The organism is Salinigranum halophilum (genome assembly GCF_007004735.1).
In the GTDB taxonomy this organism is placed as follows: Archaea; Halobacteriota; Halobacteria; order Halobacteriales; family Haloferacaceae; genus Salinigranum; species Salinigranum halophilum.
In genome coordinates this window covers 282,799-303,035 of record NZ_SSNL01000004.1, presented here as the reverse complement: position 1 = coordinate 303,035, position 20,237 = coordinate 282,799, and the positions used below count along the sequence as shown (strand labels likewise).

The window sequence follows — 20,237 nt, the reverse complement described above, 5'->3', positions numbered from 1 at the left end:
GACACATGGAGACGGTCACCGACGGGGAAACTCGGCCGGCGTCCGACAGCCGTCGCTGGTGGACGCTGGCGGTGTTCGCGTTCGTCGCGCTCGAGGGCGCGACGTTGCAGGTCCAGGGCGCGCTCGTCCCCGTGCTGCGCGAGAGCTTCGGGACACCGCAGTGGCAACTCGGGCTGGTCGCACCCGCGGGGACGGTCGGGTTCCTCGTCCTCGTCGCCGCCGTCGGCGCGGTCGCCGGACGCTTCGACACGCGCACGCTCTTGCTGGTCGGTGTCGTCGGGACCGGGCTCGGCGTCTTCGCGATGGGACTGGTCCCCACGTTCGGCGTCTTCCTCGTCATGCTGGTCCTCCGCGGGGCCTTCGCGGGCATCGGCCGCGGCAGCGACCGGCCGCTGTTGAGCCACCTGTACCCGCACCGCCGCGGACGGCTGTTCGGCTACTACGACATGATGTGGGCCGTCGGCGCGACGCTCGGGCCGCTCGCGGTGACCGCCGCGCTCTGGGTCGGCGACTGGCGCCTCGCGTACTACGTGCTCGGCGCGTCGTTTCTCCCGGTCGTCGCACTCGTCTGGTCCCTCCCGAGTCCGTCCGTCGACGGCGGGGACGACCCCCTCACCCTCGCGGGCCTGCGTCGAATCGCCCGCAAACCCGCCGTCTTGGTGATGGCCGCGGGAATCCTGTTCACCACCGGCGTCGAGGGGGGCCTGTTCACGTGGCTCACGACGTACGCCGAGGGACGGCTCCCCGAGTCACTGGTGACCGTCTCTCTGAGCGTCCTCCTCGCCGCGTACATCCCCGGGCGGTTCGTCGCCGGGTCGCTCTCGGAGCGGTTCGGGTCGGTCCCGCTCGCCTTCGGGCTGGGCGGACTCTGCTTGATTTCGGCCGTCTACACGTTCGTCGTCGCCTCGGGCGTCGGCCTCCTCGTCGGCGTGTTCGGCATCGGTCTCACCCTGTCGGGGCTCTACCCGACGCTGTTGGCGTACGCCACCGAGCGCACGCCCGAACACAGCGCGCCGGTCAACGCCATCGGACTGGTCGTCTCCTCCTGCGGCATCGCCGGCGTCCCCGCGGCGATGGGGTTCGTCATCGGGGACGCGGGTATCGCCGTGGCGATGCGACTGCTGTTCGTCCCGCTCGTCGGTATCGTGGTCGTCACCGCCGTCGCCTGGGTTCGAATCGGGCGCGTCACACCGCAGTCACAGCGGGCCGCGTGAGCGCGGCCGACACCGATTACAGGCCGGCGACGTCCTCGATCGCGTCGGTCAGTGCCTCGATGGACTCGACGTCGTGTTCGCCCATGTGGCCGATGCGGAACGTCTTCTCGCCGAGAGTCGACCCGTAGCCGTTCGAGAACACCATGTCGTACCGCTCGGACACCTCGTCGATGGTCGCGGCCACGTCGATTCCCTGGGTGTTCTCGATGCAGGCCACCGTCTGTGACTCGTACCCCTCCTCGGGGAACATCTCGAAGTGCTCGGACGCCCAGTCGCGGGTGTACTCGGCCATCTCGCGGTGGCGCTCGCTCCGCCCCTCGTGACCCTCCTCCAGCATGTGTTTCATCTGTTTGCGGTACGCGAGCATGATGGGAATCGCCGGCGTCGAGTGGGTCTGGCCCTTCCGGTCGTAGTAGTCGAGACAGCGCTGGAACCCGCCGTACCACGACGCCGACTCCTTGTCGAGTTCCCGCTCGTACGCCTCGTCGCTCACGACGCAGATGGCCAGGCCCGGCGGCATCGCGAACGCCTTCTGCGACGAGGCGAAGATGACGTCGATGCCGTGGGCGTCGATGTCGACGTAGTCGCCGCCGAGCGACGAGACGGCGTCGACGACGAAGTACGTGTCCGGGTAGTCGGCGACGACGTCGCCGATCTCCTCGATGGGGTTTCGCACCCCCGTCGAACTCTCGTTCATCACGCAGCCGACGACGTCGTAGTGGGTGTCGCTCTCTTCGAGCGCCGCGCGCACGTCTTCGGGTTTGACCGCGTTACCCCACTCGTACTCGAGTCGGTCGACGTTCTTCCCGAGGCGGTCGGCCACGTTGGCGAAGCGCTCCGAGAAGCTGCCGCAGGTCGTCACGAGCATGTTCTCGTCGACGAGGTTCAACGTCGCGGCCTCCCAGAACTCCGTCCCCGACGCCGTGAGGACGATGACGTCGTTGTCGGTGCCGAGGAACGTCTTCGTGTCCTCGACGATGGTCGTGTAGAGGTCCGTCATCCGGTCCATGCGGTGGCCGAACATCGGTTCACACATCGCCTCGATGACGTCGTCACGGACTCCCGTCGGGCCGGGGATGTACAGTTTCTTGTTCGGATAGTCGCCTGTGTATTCGCGTTTCTCTGTCACGGAAACCACCTGAGTACGGTCCTCTGGGTGGTGGGGTGGCATGGTACTTTTGATTCCGTAGGCGACGTGGCGACGTCGCCCGACTGCGAGAGGACAGACGCCACCACGCGCCGGTCAGTCGACGCAGCGGTAGACCGACACCGTCCGTCCGGCCGTCCCGACCAGCGCCGTCTCCCCGTCTACGGCGACGGCTGCGCCGAACGTTCCGAACAGCGGCTCGTTCACGCCGGTCGCCTCGGCAACGGGGACCGTCGGGTGGGCCGAGCCGAGGTCGTAGATGGCCACGGCGCCCGACGAGCCGACGACGGCCGTCTCACCCGAGCCGGCCACCGCCCCACCGAACCCGGTCCCGTCGGTCAGCACCTCGGCTGCCGCCGTCGGCTGTGCCGTCAGGTCGAAGACGTGGACGGAGCCGTCGCCGGGTGCGCCGACGAGCGCGGTCCCGTCCGAGAGCGCGACCGCAGCGCCGACCAGACCGGACTCGACGACGTCGGCGACGACGAGCGTCGTCTCCGCCGTCGGGTTCGTCAGGTCGGTGACGTACGCCGCCCCGCTCGCACCCGCACTCGGGGCACCGACGAGGACGGTCTGGCCGGCGATGGCGACCGAGGACCCGAACCGGTCACCGACCTCACCGTCCGACGCCGTGAGTTTCGCCGCCGTCGGCGGGGACTGGGTGAGGTCGTAGCGGTAGACCGCTCCCGTGCCGTCATCGTCGCCGGGTGCGCCGACGACCAGCGTGTCCCCGTCGAGCGCGACTGCCGCACCGAACCGGTCGCCGGCTTCGCCGTCGAACGCCGTGAGCTTCGTCTCCGCCGTCGGGTCCGTCAGGTCGGAGACGTACACCGTCCCGGCGTCGTCACCCACGGCGTCGTGCGCCGACGCCCCGACGACGACGGTGTCGCCGGACACCGCGACGGACACGCCGTAGCCGTCGTTCGGCGCGCCGTCAGTGGGAGTGAGCGTCGTCCGGAGCTGTGTGGGCGAGGTCGAGAGGTCGTAGACGTACACCGCGTCGGTGACGCCGGCGAAGCCGGGGGTGCCGACGACCCCGGTCTCACCGTCGACCGCGACCGACCGGCCGAACTCGACGTTGAACCCGTTCTGTGCGGGGTCGACCGGGACGACCAGTTCCTCGACTGCGACCCACTGACAGAGGCCGATCTGGCCGTCGTTGTTGCCCCGGTCGAGGTTGCCGTCGGCGACGACGCCGGCGTCGACGACCGCCGCACCGACGCCGACACTCACGATCGCACTGACGACGAGCGCCGACACGACGAGCACGGTCGCCTGCCGACTCCGGGTGGTCACGGTACGGCACCTCCAGGGGCTGTTCGCCTAGTCTGACTGGGCGTCATCTCCGAATCAAGTTATCTGGGCGACATATTGGTTATGAGCTGCCGATTCAGGAACGATTGAACGTTAACGTGTCCGTATCGGAACGGTTCGGGGCGGTCGTCGCCGGTGTCTGTGCGACCGTCTCTGCAGTGCTCTCACACTCGTATCCGTATCGGACTGGGCCGGCACACCGACCCGTGAGCGGTCGAACCGCCGAACCGACGGCCCGTGGGCGGCTGTGCCGTCCACGTTGTCCGCCTCCTGCGGCAGCCCTGCAACGACAACGTTCATGCGCGAGGCCGTTCGTAGGACGGATATGACTCTCGAGGGACTCGACGACCTGGACCGGGCCATCCTCGGTGCCCTCCAGCGCGACGCCCGGCACACGTCGTCCGGCGAAATCGCAGAGCGGATGGACGTCTCGGCGTCGACCGTCCGAAAGCGCATCCAGCGGCTCGAATCCGAGGGCATCATCACGGGCTACCACGCCGCCGTCGACTACGAGCGCGCCGGCTACCCGCTCTACATGCACCTCATCTGTACGGCCCCGATTCCGGAGCGTGAGTCGCTCGCGGCCGGGGCGCTCGCGGTCCCCGGCGTCGTCGACGTCCGCGAGATCGCCACCGGGACCGAGAACGTCGTCGTCACCGTCGTCGCCGCGGACGCCGAGGAGTTGACCACGGCGGCCCGCCGACTCGTCGAACTGGGGCTGACTATCGGCGAGGAAGAGCTCATCCGCGGCGACAGTTCGACGCCGTTCGACGGCTTCGCGTCTGACGACCACGAGTCCACCCACTCGGCCGAGACGAGCGACTGAGACCGCGGCCCGCTCTGGCCGTCGGAACGGCCGCCGAGTCGGAACGTCTTTTCTGTCGCCGCCGCAACTCCGGATATGGACCTTGATCTCGACGTTCGCGCCGTCGGCGACCTCCGCCCGACGGAGCGGGAGGCGCTGTTCGAACGCGACGCCGGCGTCACCGAAATCCGGAGCGACGTCCGCGACATCACGGCGCGTGTCCGCGACGAGGGCGACGTGGCCGTCCGGGACTTCTCACGCGAGTTCGACGGCGTCGAAGTCGGTAACATCGACGTGACGGACCAGGCCGAACGCGCCGTCGACGAGGTCGACGACGACGTGTTGACGGCGATTCGAACAGCCATCGACAACGTCCGCTCGTTCCACGAGCGGCAGGTCCCCGAGGACTGGCGAGTCGAGGAGGAGGGCCGCGAACTCGGCCGGCGGTTCCGCCCCATCGAACGCGTCGGTGTCTACGTCCCTGGCGGCGCTGCGGCGTACCCGTCCAGCGCCATCATGGGCGTCGTGCCCGCCGTCGTCGCCGGCGTCGACCACGTCGCGGTCGCCACGCCGCCCGCCGACGAACTGAACCCGGTCACGCTCGCGGCCATCCACGAGGCCGGTGCCGACCGGGTGTACTCCATCGGCGGCGCACAGGCCGTCGCCGCGCTCGCGTACGGGACCGACACGGTCAACCGCGTGCAGAAGGTCGTCGGCCCCGGAAACCGGTGGGTGACGGCGGCGAAAGCCGAGGTGCGCGGCGAGGTGGAGATCGATTTCCTCGCCGGCCCCTCGGAGGTCCTCGTCCTCGCCGACGACACCGCTCACCCCGCGTACGCCGCCGCGGACCTGGTCGCACAGGCCGAACACGACCCGAACGCCTCGGTCGTCTGCGTCACCGACTCCGAATCGGTGGCCGAGGCGGTCGTCGAGGCGGTGACGGAGCAACTCCCCGGTCGCGAGCGCGCCGACGTCGCGAAGGACGCCCTCGAGAGCGACGCCTCCGGCGTGTTCCTCGCGCGGTCGATGCCCGAAGCCGTCCTCTTCGCCGAGGAGTACGCCGCCGAGCACCTGTCGATTCAGGCCGACGACGACGAGGCCCTCCTCGACAGAATCTCGAACGCGGGGAGCGTCTTCCTCGGCCCGTACACCCCCGTCGCGGCGGGCGACTACGCCTCGGGAACGAACCACGTCCTGCCGACGAGCGGCGGTGCGCGTCTCCACGGCGGCCTCTCGGTCGACACGTTCCTCCGGTCGTCGACGGTCCAGCGCCTGTCGCGCGACGGGTTGGCAGGGCTCTCGAACACCATCACGACGCTCGCGGCGGCCGAGGGGTTAGAGGCGCACGCCGAGAGCGTTCGCGTGCGGTTCGACGTGGACGACTGACCGTCGCCACGCCGTCGTCACCGACCGCGACAGCGACTCGGGACTCGGAATTCGGAGCCGTCGCCGGGTCGGCGTGGCCGCGCGTTCGACGCCATTGCGGTCGCCCGCTGGCGGCCGTCTCCGGGGGCAGGCGGGGCCCTGCGTCAACGTTAACTCACTGGGTGTGAAACCTACACGCATGAGCGCAGAAGCGGCTCACGGAGAAGAGACGCCCGTCAGGGTGACGGAAGCCGCGGCCTCCGAGGCGCTGTCCCTCCTGGAGGGCGAGGGTCTCGACACGGACGTCGCGGGACTCCGTCTGTTCGTCCAGCAAGGCGGCTGTGCCGGACTCTCGTACGGGATGCGGTTCGACGACGAACCCGAGTCGGACGACGCGGTGACCGAACACCACGGACTCCGAATCTTCGTCGACCCGGCCTCCCAGAAGTACATCGGCGGCTCGACTCTCGACTACGAGAGCGGCCTCCAGGCGGCGGGCTTCCACGTCGAGAACCCGAACGTCGTGAGCGAGTGCGGCTGCGGCGAGTCGTTCCGGACCTGAGTCGAGCCGGCTGCACGGCGCGCCGTCCCCGCTCGTCGCTCTTCTCGTCTGACTGTCCCGGTTGCCCCCGCGAAGACCAACCTATTTCACGCGGAGCCGTGACCCTCAGCCATGACCACGGGTGCAGACTTCTTCGTCAGGGCGCTCGAATCGTACGGCGTCACGCAACTGTTCGGGAACCCCGGGACGACCGAGCTCCCGCTGATGCAGGCCGTCGGCGCGAGCGACGTCGACTACGTGCTCGGCCTCCACGAGGACGTCGCCGTCGCCGCCGCGACCGGCTACGCGATGACGCGGCGCTACGACAGCCACGTCGACGCCGAGACGTGTCCGTTGGGCGTCGTGAACCTCCACCTCGCGGGCGGGCTGGGCCACGGCCTCGGCAACCTCCTGAACGCCGACTTCTCGGGCGCGCCGCTCCTCGTGACCGCGGGCACCCACCACCGCGACTTCCAGCAGGAAGAGCCCATCCTCTCGGGTGATCTGGTCTCGCTCGCCGAGCAGTACACGAAGTGGGCCGCGGAGGTCAAAGACGTCGCCGCGCTGCCGACGATGCTCCGACGGGCGGTCCGAACCGCGCTGACGCCGCCGACCGGTCCCGTCTTCCTCGCGCTCCCCGTCGACGTCCAGCAGGCCGAGGCCGACGCCGACCCACAGCGGTTGGGCCCCATCCCGACCGCCGGCCGCGGCGACAGCGCGGCCATCGACGACGCGGCCGCGGCCATCGCATCGGCGACGGAACCGGTCGTCGTCCTCGGCGACGAGGTGGCCCGAAGCGACGGTGTCGAAGCCGCCGTCCACTTCGCGGAGGCCGCCGGCGCGCGCGTCCACGGCGAGATCCTCGCCAGCGAGGTGAACTTCCCGGCCGGGCACGAGCAGTGGCACGGCCCACTGTCGACGCGGGCGTCGTACACGGCCGACGCGATGGACACCGACACGCTCGTCTTCGTGGGCTGTTCGACCAACACGACGGTCTCGCGACCGACCGAACCGTTGGTCCCCGACGACGCCACCTGCGTCCACGTGACGAACGACGGGTGGGAACTCGGCAAGCACGCCCCCGCCGACGTGGCGGTCCTCGGCGACCCCGCGCAGGTGCTCGCAGACCTCGCCGAACGGCTCGGCGGTCGCATCGACGAGGCCGAGCGCGCTCGTCGGCTCGACGCCGCCCGGACGTGGGGCGGTGCGGAGAGCGACGCGCCCACCGCCGTCGACGACACCGTGACGAAGACGGGGCTGGCGCGGGCGCTCGCCCGCGTCGCGCCCGACGCCGTGGTCGTCGACGAGGGCATCACGGCGAGCCCCGCACTGCACGCGGCGTTCCCCTTCGAGCGGACACAACTCGTCGGTGAGAAGGGCGGGAGCCTCGGGTTCGGCGTCGGCGCGGCGGTCGGTGTCGCGCTCGCCGAGCGGGAAGCCGGACGCGACCGGCCCGTGGTCGGCTACGTCGGCGACGGCTCGTACCTGTACTACCCCCAGGCGCTCTACACTGCGGTGCGGTACGACCTCGACCTCACCGTCGTCGTCCCCGACAACCGCAACTACCGCATCCTGAAGGAGAACACGGCGCTGCTCATGGGCGGGCGGCCAGACGACTACGAGTACGACGGCGTCGACTTCGACCCGCCGGTCGACCTGGTACAGAGCGCCGAGAGCTACGGTGCACTGGGACTCCGCGTCGACTCGGTCGACGACCTCGACGCGACGCTCGAACGGGCGCTCGCCCACGCGGGGCCGGCTCTCGTCGACGTGCCGGTGACCGACGACGCCTGAGTGCCGACAGTATATAACGCCTCGGGGCCGTTCAGAGGGTATGCAACTCGAAGCGACGGAGACGAAGGCCGGCGACACGGTGTACGTCGCACAGGACGAGGTCGAGCGCGGGTCGAAGGGACCCTTCTACGTCGTCTACGTCACGCCCGACCGCGAGACGCGGTGGGGGTACCGCTGTGGTAACTGCGGGTCGCTCGACACCGCGATGGACACGATGGGGCGCATCGAGTGCAACGAGTGTCGGAACGTCCGCAAGCCCGAGGAGTGGGACGCAGCCCACGAGTAGCCCCGTTCGTCGCAGCCTGTGAGAATCGTGACAAGATTTATCATAGCCTGAGTGGTATCGGTAGCCACATGGCCCCTGTTACCATGCCGCCTGTGGAGGAGGCGCGGGCCATCTTCCGACGACTCGGATACGAGGTGTCGGGGAATGGCCCGGAGCTACTGGCCGAACGCAAGTGGCGGACCGTCCGCGTAACCGCACTCGGCGGTGATGCCGACCGCGCCGTGCCCGACGGCGGGACCGTTCGCGAGGGCGACTATCGGTTCCAGTGTTTCGTCACCTGGACGGACCGGACAGGGGAACTCGTCGACCGACTCCGACGCGCCGCACCGGACTGTGAGTGGGCGGTCATCGGCGTCGACCGCGACTCCGACGAGTACGACGTCGTCCGTGGCGTCGAGACGGCACCGGCGTAAGCAGCGGGAGTCGCCCGCTGTTCGCCGCGAGACTCGTTCTCACACTCGATTTATGACTCGGAGACGCGAACGGTAGCCATGTTCGTCGGCCACGCCGCCCTCGCGTTCGCGGTCGTCACCCGACTGTCCCGCCGGCGTACGGAGCGCCGCGAGGCACTCCTCCTCGGCCTCGTCGCGGCCGCGTTCGCGACGATTCCCGACGTCGACATGCTCTACGCGCCGGTCGGTCTCCTCGGTGCCCGCCTCGACGCGTTCGCGCTCGCGTCGGCGTTCTGGTCGACCTCGACGGTCGTCCATCGCGGCGTGACCCACTCGCTCGTCGTCGCGGCGGTCGTCGCCGGCGTCGCCGCGCTCTGGTACGCCGGGACGCGGTCTGCTCGCCCCCGACCGCGGTCCGTCGCCGCGCTCGGCCTCGGTGGCGGCCTCGTCGCCGGCGTCGGCTTCGACACCGGCGTCCTCGGGGGTGCCGTCACTGCGCTGTTCGTCGCCAGCGCGGTGGTCGTCGCGCGGGAGACGGCCCGGCGGACGGCGCTTCCCCTCGGCCCGTTCGCCGGCGCTGCCGCGTTCGGCCTGCTGTCGCACCCGTTCGGCGACCTGTTCACGGGGACGCCGCCCGCGTTGCTCTATCCGCTCGACGTCGTCCTCCTCGCCGAGCGGGTCGCGCTCGCGGGCGACCCGACGCTTCACCTCCTCGCGGCGGGTGCGCTCGAACTGCTCGCGGTCTGGTTCGCGGTCACCGTCCTCGTCGACGGGGCCGGGCTGCGACTGGGCGACCTCGTCTCGCCGCGCGTCGCCGTAGCTGTAGGGTACGCCCTCAGCGTCTTTCTCATCCCACCGCCGACGCTCGACCTCTCGTACCCGTTCGTCTTCAGCGTCGTCGCGGTCGGTGCCGTCGGCGTGATGCCCCGCGTCCACCTCCGGGCGGACCGCCAGCGCCGGCTGTCCGTCCCCGACCGGACGACGGCGCTGTTCACGGCGCTTGCGGCCGTGACCGTCGCGTGGGCCGCGTACGCCGTCGCGTATCTCGTCGTGTGACGAGGAGACCGGGTGGGCGCTCGCGCGCTGTGTGACCTGCGCGTGGCGAAAGGGGTTTGTCCCCATCCGGCCGTGTGTGAGGTATGTCGCGAACCAGTGGGCTCCGGGCAGTCGTCGAGAGCGAACGACTGAACGCGGTGCTCGCGTGGGTTCTCGTCGCCCTCCTCGTCGCCGCCGTGGGCATCAACGCCGCCTGGGGCAGTGTCGTCTGGGCGGGCTTCACGGCCGTCCTCGCCGTCCTCGCCGTGATTCCCGCCGCCCGGTACGGGAACCCGCTGGTGATGCTGCCGTGGGAGGTCCTGCTTCTCGCGTCGTTTCCCGTCGTGGGGCGGACGTTCATCGTCGGCCAGCGGGTCGGCGAGTTCACCCTCACCGGTCGGGTGACGACGTATCTGGCCGTCGCGGCCGTGGCGCTCGTCATCGCCGTCGAACTCGACGTGTTCACTCCGGTCCGGATGAACGAGGCGTTCGCACTCCTGTTCGTCGTCGTCACGACGATGGCCGCCGCGGGCATCTGGGCCGTCGCCCAGTGGGCGGCCGACCTCTTCCTCGGGACGGCGCTCCTGCTCGACGGTCGACCCGAGGCGGTCATCGAGCGGGAACTCATGTGGGACTTCGTGGCCGCGACGGTCGCCGGCGTCTTCGCGGGCGTCCTCTTCGAGTACTACTTCCGCCGTCGGGCACGCACGCGCGGTATTGCGGAGGAGGTGGCAGACGCGTGAGGCTCCGCGACAGGGTCACGCTCGCCCCCGACACCCAGCGTCGTCTCACCCGAGCGATGCAGGTCGTCCTCGTCGGCCTCGTGTTCATCGGCCTCGACCGCGGCAACGTCGGTATCATCGCCAACAGCGCCATCGCGCTCGGGGTGACCTACCTGCCGGCGACGCTCGAACGCGACTACCGCATCCCGATGGACGCCAGGTTGACCCTGTGGATCACCACCGCCGTGTTCCTCCACGCGCTCGGCACCGTGGGGCTCCCCGGGTCACAGCTCAGCTTCTACCAGAGCGTCTGGTGGTGGGACCACCTCACCCACGCGCTCTCGTCCTCGGTCGTCGCCGCGGCGGGCTACGCCACCGTCCGCGCCATCGACCTCCACAGCGAGCAGGTTACCCTCCCCCCGCGGTTCATCTTCGTCTTCATCCTCCTGTTCGTCGTCGCGTTCGGCGTCCTCTGGGAGGTGCTGGAGTTCGCGGTCGGCGGCCTCGGCTCGGTCTTCGGCGGAGCCACCATCCTCACCCAGTACGGACTCGAAGACACCCTCTTGGACCTCGTGTTCGACATCATCGGCGGTCTCGTCGTCGCCGTCTGGGGCAGCGCGTACCTGAGCGACGTCGTCGGCGCGCTCGTCCGCCATCTGGAGCGGCGGACCGACGAAGCGTAGTCGTCGAGACACCCCGCAGTCGGGGTGTGATTTTTTGTCCCCGTACCCCGAACGTGTCAGTATGGTCTACAAGAAGATCACACTCATCGGCCGCAGCGCGGAGAGCTTCGACGCCGCCGTCGACGACGCTATCGACCGGGCCAACGACACCCTCGACAACGTCCACTGGGTCGAGGTCGACGAACTCGGCGTCGAGATCGCCAGTGTCGAGGACCGCGAGTACCAGGCCGAAGTCACGGTGGCGTTCGAACTCGAAGGACCGCAGTAGACAACGCCGCCTTTTTGCCGCCGACCCGCTTCCGGGAGAGAGATGGTCCGGCTGTTGCAGTATTCGGACGTCGAGAACGTCTACGACGACCCCGTTCGCGCCGGTCGCCTCGCGGGCTGTCTCCGAGCGCTGTCTGACCGCGATTCGCTCGTCGTCGGGACCGGGGACGACACCGCACCCGGCGTCGTCGCGCTCGCGTCGCGCGGTCGCCAGGCGCTCGACCTCTTCGACGCCGTCGACACGGCCTTCGAGACCTTCGGGAACCACGACTTCGACTTCGGTCCCGACGCGGCGCTCGACATCGTCGCCGACTCGGAAGCGACGTGGGTGAGCGCGAACGCCCGACTCGACGGGCGGCCGTTCGGGCGCGATGCCGGCGTCGTCCCCCACGCCGTCGCCCGAGTCGACGGCGAGCGCGTCGGGTTCTTCGGCGTCACCGACCCTGCGACCGGCTCGCTCAACCCCATGGCGGCCGACGTGACGTTCGTCGACCCCATCGCGGCGGCGCGCGAGGCGGTCAGTTCGCTCGGCAGCGTCGACCACGTCGTCGCCCTCTCGCACCTCGGTGCCGGCGACGACGACCTCGCCGCCGTCGAGGGGGTCGACGTTGTCCTCGGCGGCCACGTCCACAGCCGACGGAACGAACTCGTGGGGGGAACACGCTGTACGCGCCCCGGCGTCAACGGCGAGGCCGTCTGCGAGGTCGACCTGTCGACGGGGACGGCGACACTCCACGACACCGACGCGGCCGAGCCGTACGAACCGCTCGTCGACGCGCTCCGCGACCGGGTCGCCGCGGCCGGCTTCGACGAGGTGGTCGCCCACGTCGACGAACCCCTCGCCAGAGACCGCGACACCGTCTTCGGCGGGGAGTGTCGCGTCGGGAACTTCGTCGCCGACGCCTACCGCTGGGCGACCGAGTCCGACGTCGGCCTGCAGAACAGCGGCGGCCTCCGCGACGGGCCACCGCTCGTGGGCGCGGTGACGACCGGCGACCTCGTGAGCCTCGTCCCCTTCGAAGAACAGGTCGTCACCGCGGAGGTGACGGGCGCGGAACTCGAAGCCATCCTCGCCGAGTCGGCGGGAGAGAACCTCTCGTTCGGCGACCCCGACTGGTGGCACGGTCACGTCAGCGGCGTCTCGGTGGCGGTCGCGAACGGCACGACGGAGGTCTCGGTCGGCGGCGAACCGCTCGACCCCGACAGGACGTACACCGTCGGGACCTCCGATTACTTGCTGCACACCGACCACGAGTTCCCCACGCTGGCCCAGCGCCACCGCGCCGGGGAGGTCGGAATCCAGTACGAGGTGCTCTGGGCGTACGCGCGCTCGGAGGGCGTCGACGCGTGCGTCGACGGACGGCTCCCGAAATGAACCGCAAGGGAAACGTTCAGGCTACCGGGGCGTTTTGCCCCGGACATGACGCGCGTCGTGGTTCCGGTCAGGTATCCGCTGTCGGAGCCCTCCGAAGCGACACTGCGAGAGGCCGTTCGAATCGCCCGCGAGAACGACGCGGACATCACCGTCCTCCACGTCGACCTCTATCAGGACTCGCGGGGAGTCACCCGTGCGGACCTCAAACGGGCGGCCGAGCGCGCCGTCGGCCAGATCGACCGCGCCCGGTACGTCGTCCGACGGGGGTTTCTCGTCGAGGAGACCATCCTCGAAGAGGTCGCCGCCGAACAGGCCGACATCGTCGTCATCGGCTCCCAGCAGGCCTCGCGCTGGCGAACCATGGTCAAGCGGTTCCTCGACGACCCCGACATCGAGACGTTTCTAGAGCAGAAACTCGACTGTCAGGTCGTCACCGTCCGCGCCGAGTGAGCGCGCGGGTCACCCGTCGCTGTCGGACTGCGTGAGGGGCTGTCGGCCGTCGTGGTCGGCGTCCGTACGCTCACCGTCGTCACGCGCTCGTTCACGGCCGTCTCCCAGTTCTACCCGTGCGACGCCGCTCGTCTCGTCGAACACGAGGTGCTGGTGCGGGTAGGCCATCTCGACGTTCTCGCCGTCGGTCTCGAGGAGCCGCCCGAGGTTCGTCAGCACGCGCGAGCGGACGGTCCCGAGCTTGTACGGCTTCTTCGCCCAGTAGCGGAGCGAGAGCGTGATACCGTGGTCGGCGTACTGTCCGATGTACGCCGTCGGCTTCGCAGGGTAGCGCGCGCTTCCGATGCGGATGTCCGGGCCCCCCTCGATGACCATGTCACACTGTCGCCCCGCCTGTTCGAGCAGTCGCCGTGACTTGTCGAGGTCCGACTCGTACGTGACGAGCACCTCGAGGGTGAGCCGGGTCCGCTCGTCCTCCGCGGAGTAGTTGACCACGTCGCGGTTGCGAATCGTGGAGTTCGGGATGACGAGGAACGTGTTGTCGAGCGTGAACATCTTGGTGTAGCGGAGGGTGATGTCGTCGACGAACCCGCGCCGTCCGTCGTCGAGTTCGATCATGTCGCCGATCTCGTACGGCTGGTCGGCGAGGATGAACAGCCCGTTGATGGCGCTCCCGATGATTGGCGCGAGGACGATACCGATTACCGCCGAAAGCACCGTCACGGAGAGGACGATGTTCCCCAGTTCGATGCCGACGACGTTGAGCGCGAACGCGCCCGCGAGGAGGATAGTCACCACCCGCGCGCCCTTGAGGGCGGTCTGGGCGACGCTCTGGCGCTCGAACCGCCGTGCGATGGGCCGACCGAGGAGCCGGACGAGATACTTCGAGACGTACGCCCCGATGCCGAGGATGGCGACGACGACGATGAGCCGCCACCCGGGGAACTGCGCCCACCCCGGCAAGACGTCCGCCAGCGTGGGCTCGTCCGTCGCCTGCAACGCCACGGCCAGGGGGTCCATGGGGAACGCTCGGCGCATCTACAAAAAAGGGTTGTCCTCGCGGCCCGGAGCGACGAGAACGCCGCTCCGAGAACGAGTTTCTGTAACGCCGTGCTACTCGAATTATAATAAATCCTTTAGGCCCCCACGCGCGACCGTCACGGTATGGTAGACGACCTGCGGACGACGATGGAGCGCGTCGGCGACCGGTTCAACCTCGGGGAGTACGAGATCGAGGCGTACCTCGCGGTCCTCGAACACGGGCAGCTGACCGCGAGCGAGATCGCCGACCGGACCGACATCCCACAGCCGCGGGTGTACGACACGGTCCGCTCGCTCTCCGACAGGGGGCTCGTCGAACTCCGCGAGTCACGTCCGATGAAGGTGGTCGCCGTCGACCCCGACGACGCCTTCGGGAGCATCCAGAGCTCCTTGGACGAACTGGTCACCGAACTCGGAGCGCGCTACACCGCGCCGGCTCGCGACACCGAGGCCGTCACGCTCGTCAAGTCCCGGTCGACCATCCTGCGGTACATCGAGGAGATCATCGAGACCGCCGAGTACGAACTCGTCCTCTCGCTGACACCCGACCTCCTCCGGCGGTTCCGCGACGACCTCGCCGCCCAGATCGACGCGGGCGTGAGCATCGACCTGCTCGTCACCCCTGCCTCGCGCGCCCCGAACCCGAGCGAGTTCGACTACCTCGACGTCGCCACCGTCGCACGGGCCCGCCGCGGCATCACGACGCCCGTCCTGGCGGTCGCCGACGGCGACTACTCCATCTACGCGACGCAGGACGCCCTCCGCGACGACCGTGACCGCTACGGCGTCATCTTCAACCGCTCCGCGCTCGGCTTCCTCGTGAGCGGCTTCTTCGGCACCGTGCTGTGGACGACGGCCGAGACGCTCGCCGCGGACGGCAAGCGGCGGCCGTTCCCCCGCCGCTACGCCTCGATTCGCCGCGCGGTCAAAGACGTTCGCGAGCTGGAGGGCCCCTTCTACGCCTCCGTCTCCGGGCGCGACGTCGAGACCGGCGAGACCGTCGTCGTCGAAGGCCGTGTCGAGACGTACACCTTCGAGGAGTCCGAAGAGGTCGCGTCGTTCGTCATCGAGACCGCCGACGGCCCCGTCGACGTCGGTGGGCTGGTCGCCGCGCTCGAATCCGTCGAGGCACAGGAGATTCTCCTGGGGAGAGAGGGCGTTCCGGACCGGTCGGCGTTCGAGTAGCGAGCCTCGGGACGCGGCCGTCAGAACTCGTACAGGACCTCGCCACACGCCACACACGCGAGGACGGGTGTCTCGGGGTTGTCGTAGACGCCCTGGGTGCCCCCGCAACACTCGCGCACGACGGTCTCTTCGGTGTCGCCGCCGCACAGCGGACACGTCTCGATGAACAGACGGAACGGCATCGCGGCCTGTGCGGCCGTCTCCGCGTCGACCGCGTCGCCCATCGCGGCGACGGCGGCCGTGTCCGCGACGGCGTGCGCCCGCGAGAGCCACACCTCGTCGCCCTCGTCGCCGTCGATAGCCGTTCCGTCCGCGTCGCCGGTCCGCGTCACGACGACCCAGTCACCCTCGACTCGACCCTCGGCGGGGAACGGCGCGGCCGAGGCCGTCGCCGCGGCCAGTTCGTCGTCGGAGACGTCGCGCAGGCGTCGCATCCCCGCCTCCCACGTCCGGCGGGTCTCCGCGGCGAGGAAGAGTTCGCCCGACTCGTCGGCGGTGATGAGGCCGGCCTCGGCGAGTCGACGGACGAGGGTCTCGCCGTCGACCTCGTCGGCACCCGTCAGCGACTCGGAGGTCCGGCCGCCGTCGGTGCGGTGCTGGTGGAAGCCCAGGTCGACGGGGAGCGCCGCGGCGACCCGCGGCGCGAACTCGGGTGTGGACGGGACGACGTACCCACGGAGCGCGACGAGGACGAGGCCGCCGAGAAGAGAGAGCGCACCCAGTACGGGTGAGAGGAGGCCGACGGCGGCGCTCCCGAGGGCAACGAGCGCGACGTTCAACACGGTACACGGCCAACACCGGTTCTCCCCCGTGTACTCCGGGCGGCGGAGGCGCGAGAGCGCTGACGGTGACATGGTGTGGGATGGGTGAGCCGGCCGTTTCAAGCTGTCTCTCTCGGGGCGACGCCGGCTCAGTCGTCGAGCCTGACGGCGCTCCCGTGTGCCGCCGAGCGGTAGATAGCGTCGATGACCCGCTGGACCGCGAGCGCCTGGTCGACGGTGTTCCGCTCGAGTCGACCCTGGTCGACGGCCTCGACGAACGCCCGCTGTTCTTGCTGGTGGGTCACGGCCTCCTGGGTCTCGACGTCCGTCGTCGAGAAGTGGTTGGCACCGCCGATACCCGCCTCGTAGACGGTGAGTTCGTGGTCCCCCCGGTCGAGGGTCGCACCGGCCTCGGTGCCGCGGATGACGAACTCGTCGGAGTCGGGGCGGTTCGCGGCCCACGCCACCTCGAGCGAGACGGTCTGGCCGTCGGCACAGCGGATGAACGCCGTCGCCGAGTCCTCCACGTCGAACCCGCCGGGACCGTGGTCTGCGCCCCACTGCCGGAGGTACGCGTATTCGTCGTGGATGCCGAACTCCGCGCGGGTCGTCCCCGACACCTCGACCACCTCGGGGAAGTCGAGGAAGTACAGCGCGAGGTCGATGGCGTGGACGCCGATGTCGATGAGCGCACCGCCGCCGGCGACCTCCTTCGAGGTGAACCACGAACCGCGGCCGGGGATTCCCCGACGGCGGACGTAGTTCGCCTCGACGTGTGTGACGTCGCCGAACCGTCCCGTGCGGAGGTCGTGTTTCAGCACTTCGACCGGGTTCGCAAAGCGGTTGTTGAACCCGACCATACAGAGCGCGTCGCTCGCTTCCGCCGCGGCGGCGATACGCTCTGCGCTCTCGAGGGTGTGTGCGAGCGGTTTCTCCAGGAGGACGTCGACGCCGGCGTCGAGCGCGGCGACGGCGTAGTCCTCGTGAAAGCGGTTCGGCGTGGTGACGATGACGGCGTCGACGTCGTCGAAGAGGTCGCCGCGGTCGGCGTACGTGTCGACGTCGAACGTCTCGGCGAACGACTCACGGGCGTCCGCGTCGATGTCGAGGCCAGCGACCAGGGCTGCGGCCTCGACGTCCGCCAGGAACTCCGCGTGGTAGGTGCCGATGTTGCCGAGGCCGACGATGCCGATTCGAACCCGTCCGTCTGCGCTGGAGGTCATAGCTCACCCGAAACGGGGAAGGTGGTTACGTGTTGTGTGTTGCAGGCGGTCCTGTGAGTCGTTCGCACGCCACGGCGGGGCGCGAGACCGCTCAGTACAGCTGTCGCTCCTTCTCCTCGCGCTCTTCTTCCTGTTTCTTCTCCTCTTTGAGCCGCCGGCGCCCGCGGACGTACTGTTTGCCCTTCGGGACGTAGATGTTCTTCACGTCCATGAAGAACCGGACGATACCGTACGCCCAGAAGAAGAAGAGCAGGGTCATCCCGCCCAGGTAGGCGTACCCCTCTATCGTGACCATACCGACCGGAGGCACGGGCGATACTTATAGCTCGGTCATGCGGGGTCGGCGCGGCCACGGAACCGAGCACCGTCGACACCGCCGGTCGGTGCGCTGTCGCCGTGCTCGGCGCACGGTCCTGTGGCTCACAGGGGGTGAAAATAACAGGACAGTGGAGTCGCAGTCGCGGTTCGACGAGACGAGGTCAGTCGTCGCTCTCGGCCGCTTCGGCCGCACCGCCGGTGCTGGTCATGGTGTCCAGCCCGTGCTGGACGGCTTCGCCGGTGTCGCGGTCGAACAGGTGGACCTTCGAGCGGTCGAGGACGACCTCGATGCCCTCGTCTTCTTCGATCTCCGTGTCGGGCGAGACGCTGATGAGGAGTTGCCCGCTGCCAGAGCCCTCTTCGAGGTCGACCTCGGCGTCTTCCGAGAGGAGGAGGTAGACGAACGTCTCGTCTCCCATCGGCTCCATGACGTCGGTGTCGGCGTTGATGACCTTCGTCTGGCTCTCGACGCCGCCCGCCTGGTTGACGGGGTAGACGTCCTCGGGGCGGATGCCCATCGCGACCTCGTCGCCCGGCGAGAGACCGTACTGCGCGGGGTCGAAGTCGACGGAGATGTTGTCGTTCTCCCAGCCGTTCTCGCCGATGCGCCCGTCGAGCATGTTCATCGACGGCGAGCCGATGAACGTCGCGACGAACATGTTCGCCGGCTCGTTGTAACAGACGAGCGGCGGGTCGATCTGCTGGAGACTGCCGGAGTCGATGACCGCGATGCGGTCGCTCATCGTCATCGCCTCGGCCTGGTCGTGCGTCACGTAGATGATGGTGGTCTGCAGCTCCTTGTGGAGGCGCTGCAGTTCCGTCCGCATGTGGACGCGAAGCTTCGCGTCCAGGTTGGCGAGCGGCTCGTCCATCAGGAACACGTCGGGGTTCCGAACGATGGCACGAGCGATGGCGACGCGCTGGCGCTGCCCGCCGGACATCTCGTCGGGCATCCGGTCGAGCATGTTGGTGATCTGGACGATCTCCGCAGCGCGCTCGACGCGGCGGTCGATCTCCTCCTTGTCGAAGTCACGCAGCCGGAGCCCGAACGAGACGTTGTCGTACACGTCCATGTGCGGGAACAGCGCGATGTTCTGGAACACCATCGCGATGCCGCGGTCTTTCGGCGGGAGGTTCGTCACCTCGCGCCCGCCGATGTAGACACTCCCCTCGGAGGGGATGGTGAGCCCGGCGACCATCTCCATCGTGGTCGACTTCCCACAGCCAGAGGGACCGACGAGACAGACGAACTCGCCGTCTCTGATGTGGATGTTCATGTCTTCGACTGCCGTTACGTCCTCGTACCGCTTGTACACGTTCTCGAGTTTGACGTCTCCCATTGTATTACTCCTTGAGTGCTCCGGCGGTCAGCCCACTCACGATACGCTCCTGAGCGATGATGACCAGTATTGCGACGGGCAGAACCCCGACGATGCTCGCTGCTGCCATGAGGTTGAACGGCGTGTCGAACTGGCCCTGATACTTCAGGATGCCAGCGACGATGGGCGCCCACGAGGATGCCTCACCGTTGTTCATCAGGAACGAGAAGAAGAACTCGTTGTAGACGCTGATGAACGTCAGGACGCCCGCCGTCGCGACCCCTGGCGCCGAGAGCGGGATGATGACGCGGAACAGCGCGCCCAGTCTGGTGGTTCCCTCCACCCGCGCGGCGTCCTCGAGGCCGTCCGGAATCTGGCCGTAGAACGTCGTGAGGATGAATATGGACAGCGGCATGAACAGCGCGCTGAACGGCATCACCATCGGGATGGGCGTGTTGAACGTGTCTGGCGATGACACTGTCAACTCCGGCAGCCCAGGTATCATGAACGTCAGTGAGACGTTCCCGGTGAAGAGCTGGAACAGCGGGATGAGGAACGCTGCCGGCGGGAAGTACGAGATGGCCAGGATGGCCAGCATCAGCACGTTCTTCCCGGGGAAGCGAAGCCGACCGAAGACGTAGCCTGCCAGCGACGCCAGCAGGAGGACGATGACGGTCGTCGTGATGCCGAGCACGAAGCTGTTGAACATGTACAGGTGGAACGGCACCCGTTCGAACATCGTGACGAACACGCCGGGGTTGAACCCCTTGGGGAGCAGCCCCATGTTCGAGATGGCCTCGTTCGGCGTGAGCGCCAGCACGAGCAGCCAGTAGAACGGGAACAGCGTCGTGATGAGGAAGAAGATGGTCAGGACGTAGAACATCGCGCGGTACGCGCGCTTGGGGTTCTTGATGACCTTGCTGACCCACGTCGCGAGCGGGCCGCGCTTGATCGGTGCGTCGTCCATCTTGCCCATTCCCTGGGTTGAGTCCTCGATCGACAT

General features: G+C 68.8%; 22 protein-coding genes. 14 read left to right on the top strand and 8 right to left on the bottom strand.

Annotated elements, in window-relative coordinates; all coding sequences use genetic code 11:
• Positions 1–5 precede the first annotated feature (5 nt).
• Complete coding sequence (locus tag E6N53_RS10185; RefSeq protein WP_142858988.1) at positions 6–1,214, top strand: MFS transporter; 1,209 nt, start codon at positions 6–8, stop codon at positions 1,212–1,214.
• Between the two features lie 16 nt (positions 1,215–1,230).
• On the opposite strand, the gene E6N53_RS10180 is transcribed toward E6N53_RS10185, so the two are convergent.
• Positions 1,231–2,343, bottom strand: a complete 1,113-nt coding sequence (locus E6N53_RS10180; protein ID WP_142858986.1) for a pyridoxal-phosphate-dependent aminotransferase family protein — start codon at positions 2,341–2,343, stop codon at positions 1,231–1,233.
• A 114-nt stretch (positions 2,344–2,457) separates the two neighbouring features.
• Complete coding sequence (locus tag E6N53_RS10175) at positions 2,458–3,654, bottom strand: FG-GAP repeat protein (protein WP_142858984.1); 1,197 nt, start codon at positions 3,652–3,654, stop codon at positions 2,458–2,460.
• 343 nt (positions 3,655–3,997) lie between these two features.
• Here E6N53_RS10175 and E6N53_RS10170 point away from each other — a divergent pair, with 343 nt between their 5' ends.
• The 12 genes from E6N53_RS10170 to E6N53_RS10115 all read left to right on the top strand — a co-directional run bounded on the left by E6N53_RS10170 (position 3,998) and on the right by E6N53_RS10115 (position 13,387).
• Positions 3,998–4,498: an Lrp/AsnC family transcriptional regulator gene (locus E6N53_RS10170; RefSeq protein WP_142858981.1), complete on the top strand. Its 501-nt coding sequence runs from the start codon at positions 3,998–4,000 to the stop codon at positions 4,496–4,498.
• Positions 4,499–4,573: 75 nt separating this feature from the next.
• Positions 4,574–5,863 carry a histidinol dehydrogenase gene (gene hisD / locus E6N53_RS10165; protein WP_142858979.1) on the top strand — a complete coding sequence of 430 codons (1,290 nt, stop codon included), beginning with the start codon at positions 4,574–4,576 and terminating at the stop codon, positions 5,861–5,863.
• A 178-nt stretch (positions 5,864–6,041) separates the two neighbouring features.
• Positions 6,042–6,404 carry a HesB/IscA family protein gene (locus E6N53_RS10160; RefSeq protein ID WP_142858976.1) on the top strand — a complete coding sequence of 121 codons (363 nt, stop codon included), beginning with the start codon at positions 6,042–6,044 and terminating at the stop codon, positions 6,402–6,404.
• A 111-nt stretch (positions 6,405–6,515) separates the two neighbouring features.
• Positions 6,516–8,177 carry a thiamine pyrophosphate-binding protein gene (locus tag E6N53_RS10155; RefSeq protein ID WP_142858974.1) on the top strand — a complete coding sequence of 554 codons (1,662 nt, stop codon included), beginning with the start codon at positions 6,516–6,518 and terminating at the stop codon, positions 8,175–8,177.
• Positions 8,178–8,217: 40 nt separating this feature from the next.
• Entirely contained in the window at positions 8,218–8,463 is a 246-nt protein-coding gene (locus E6N53_RS10150; RefSeq protein ID WP_136590231.1) for a DUF5816 domain-containing protein, read from the top strand.
• A 68-nt stretch (positions 8,464–8,531) separates the two neighbouring features.
• A complete protein-coding gene (locus E6N53_RS10145) occupies positions 8,532–8,876 on the top strand; it encodes a DUF7116 family protein (RefSeq protein WP_236639649.1) in 345 nt (114 codons plus the stop codon).
• A 78-nt stretch (positions 8,877–8,954) separates the two neighbouring features.
• Positions 8,955–9,911, top strand: a complete 957-nt coding sequence (locus tag E6N53_RS10140; protein ID WP_142858971.1) for a metal-dependent hydrolase — start codon at positions 8,955–8,957, stop codon at positions 9,909–9,911.
• Positions 9,912–9,994: 83 nt separating this feature from the next.
• Positions 9,995–10,633 carry a hypothetical protein gene (locus E6N53_RS10135; RefSeq protein ID WP_142858969.1) on the top strand — a complete coding sequence of 213 codons (639 nt, stop codon included), beginning with the start codon at positions 9,995–9,997 and terminating at the stop codon, positions 10,631–10,633.
• Entirely contained in the window at positions 10,630–11,295 is a 666-nt protein-coding gene (locus E6N53_RS10130) for a DUF2238 domain-containing protein (protein WP_142858967.1), read from the top strand. Before E6N53_RS10135 ends, E6N53_RS10130 begins: the two co-directional genes overlap by 4 nt.
• 61 nt (positions 11,296–11,356) lie before the next feature.
• Complete coding sequence (locus E6N53_RS10125) at positions 11,357–11,563, top strand: dodecin (RefSeq protein ID WP_136590227.1); 207 nt, start codon at positions 11,357–11,359, stop codon at positions 11,561–11,563.
• A 42-nt stretch (positions 11,564–11,605) separates the two neighbouring features.
• Positions 11,606–12,937: a bifunctional metallophosphatase/5'-nucleotidase gene (locus E6N53_RS10120; RefSeq protein WP_142858965.1), complete on the top strand. Its 1,332-nt coding sequence runs from the start codon at positions 11,606–11,608 to the stop codon at positions 12,935–12,937.
• Positions 12,938–12,982: 45 nt separating this feature from the next.
• Complete coding sequence (locus E6N53_RS10115; protein WP_136590225.1) at positions 12,983–13,387, top strand: universal stress protein; 405 nt, start codon at positions 12,983–12,985, stop codon at positions 13,385–13,387.
• A gap of 9 nt (positions 13,388–13,396) precedes the next feature.
• On the opposite strand, the gene E6N53_RS10110 is transcribed toward E6N53_RS10115, so the two are convergent.
• A complete protein-coding gene (locus E6N53_RS10110) occupies positions 13,397–14,407 on the bottom strand; it encodes a mechanosensitive ion channel family protein (protein WP_142858962.1) in 1,011 nt (336 codons plus the stop codon).
• A gap of 144 nt (positions 14,408–14,551) precedes the next feature.
• Here E6N53_RS10110 and trmB point away from each other — a divergent pair, with 144 nt between their 5' ends.
• Positions 14,552–15,613 (top strand): HTH-type sugar sensing transcriptional regulator TrmB, encoded by a 1,062-nt coding sequence (gene trmB / locus E6N53_RS10105; protein ID WP_142858959.1) that lies wholly within the window; start codon positions 14,552–14,554, stop codon positions 15,611–15,613.
• A 20-nt stretch (positions 15,614–15,633) separates the two neighbouring features.
• Here trmB and E6N53_RS10100 read toward each other — a convergent pair whose 3' ends face one another.
• From E6N53_RS10100 to E6N53_RS10080, 5 genes are all read right to left on the bottom strand, one after another.
• Positions 15,634–16,467, bottom strand: coding sequence for a DUF8054 domain-containing protein (locus tag E6N53_RS10100; RefSeq protein ID WP_142858957.1), 834 nt, complete (start codon positions 16,465–16,467; stop codon positions 15,634–15,636).
• A gap of 56 nt (positions 16,468–16,523) precedes the next feature.
• Positions 16,524–17,597 carry a Gfo/Idh/MocA family protein gene (locus tag E6N53_RS10095; protein ID WP_142858954.1) on the bottom strand — a complete coding sequence of 358 codons (1,074 nt, stop codon included), beginning with the start codon at positions 17,595–17,597 and terminating at the stop codon, positions 16,524–16,526.
• A gap of 91 nt (positions 17,598–17,688) precedes the next feature.
• The gene (locus E6N53_RS10090; protein ID WP_142858951.1) at positions 17,689–17,892 is read right to left on the bottom strand and encodes a DUF8005 family protein; all 204 of its coding nucleotides are present in this window, start codon (positions 17,890–17,892) and stop codon (positions 17,689–17,691) included.
• Between the two features lie 184 nt (positions 17,893–18,076).
• Positions 18,077–19,255, bottom strand: coding sequence for an ABC transporter ATP-binding protein (locus E6N53_RS10085; RefSeq protein WP_142858949.1), 1,179 nt, complete (start codon positions 19,253–19,255; stop codon positions 18,077–18,079).
• Between the two features lie 4 nt (positions 19,256–19,259).
• Positions 19,260–20,237, bottom strand: a complete 978-nt coding sequence (locus tag E6N53_RS10080) for a carbohydrate ABC transporter permease (RefSeq protein ID WP_136590218.1) — start codon at positions 20,235–20,237, stop codon at positions 19,260–19,262.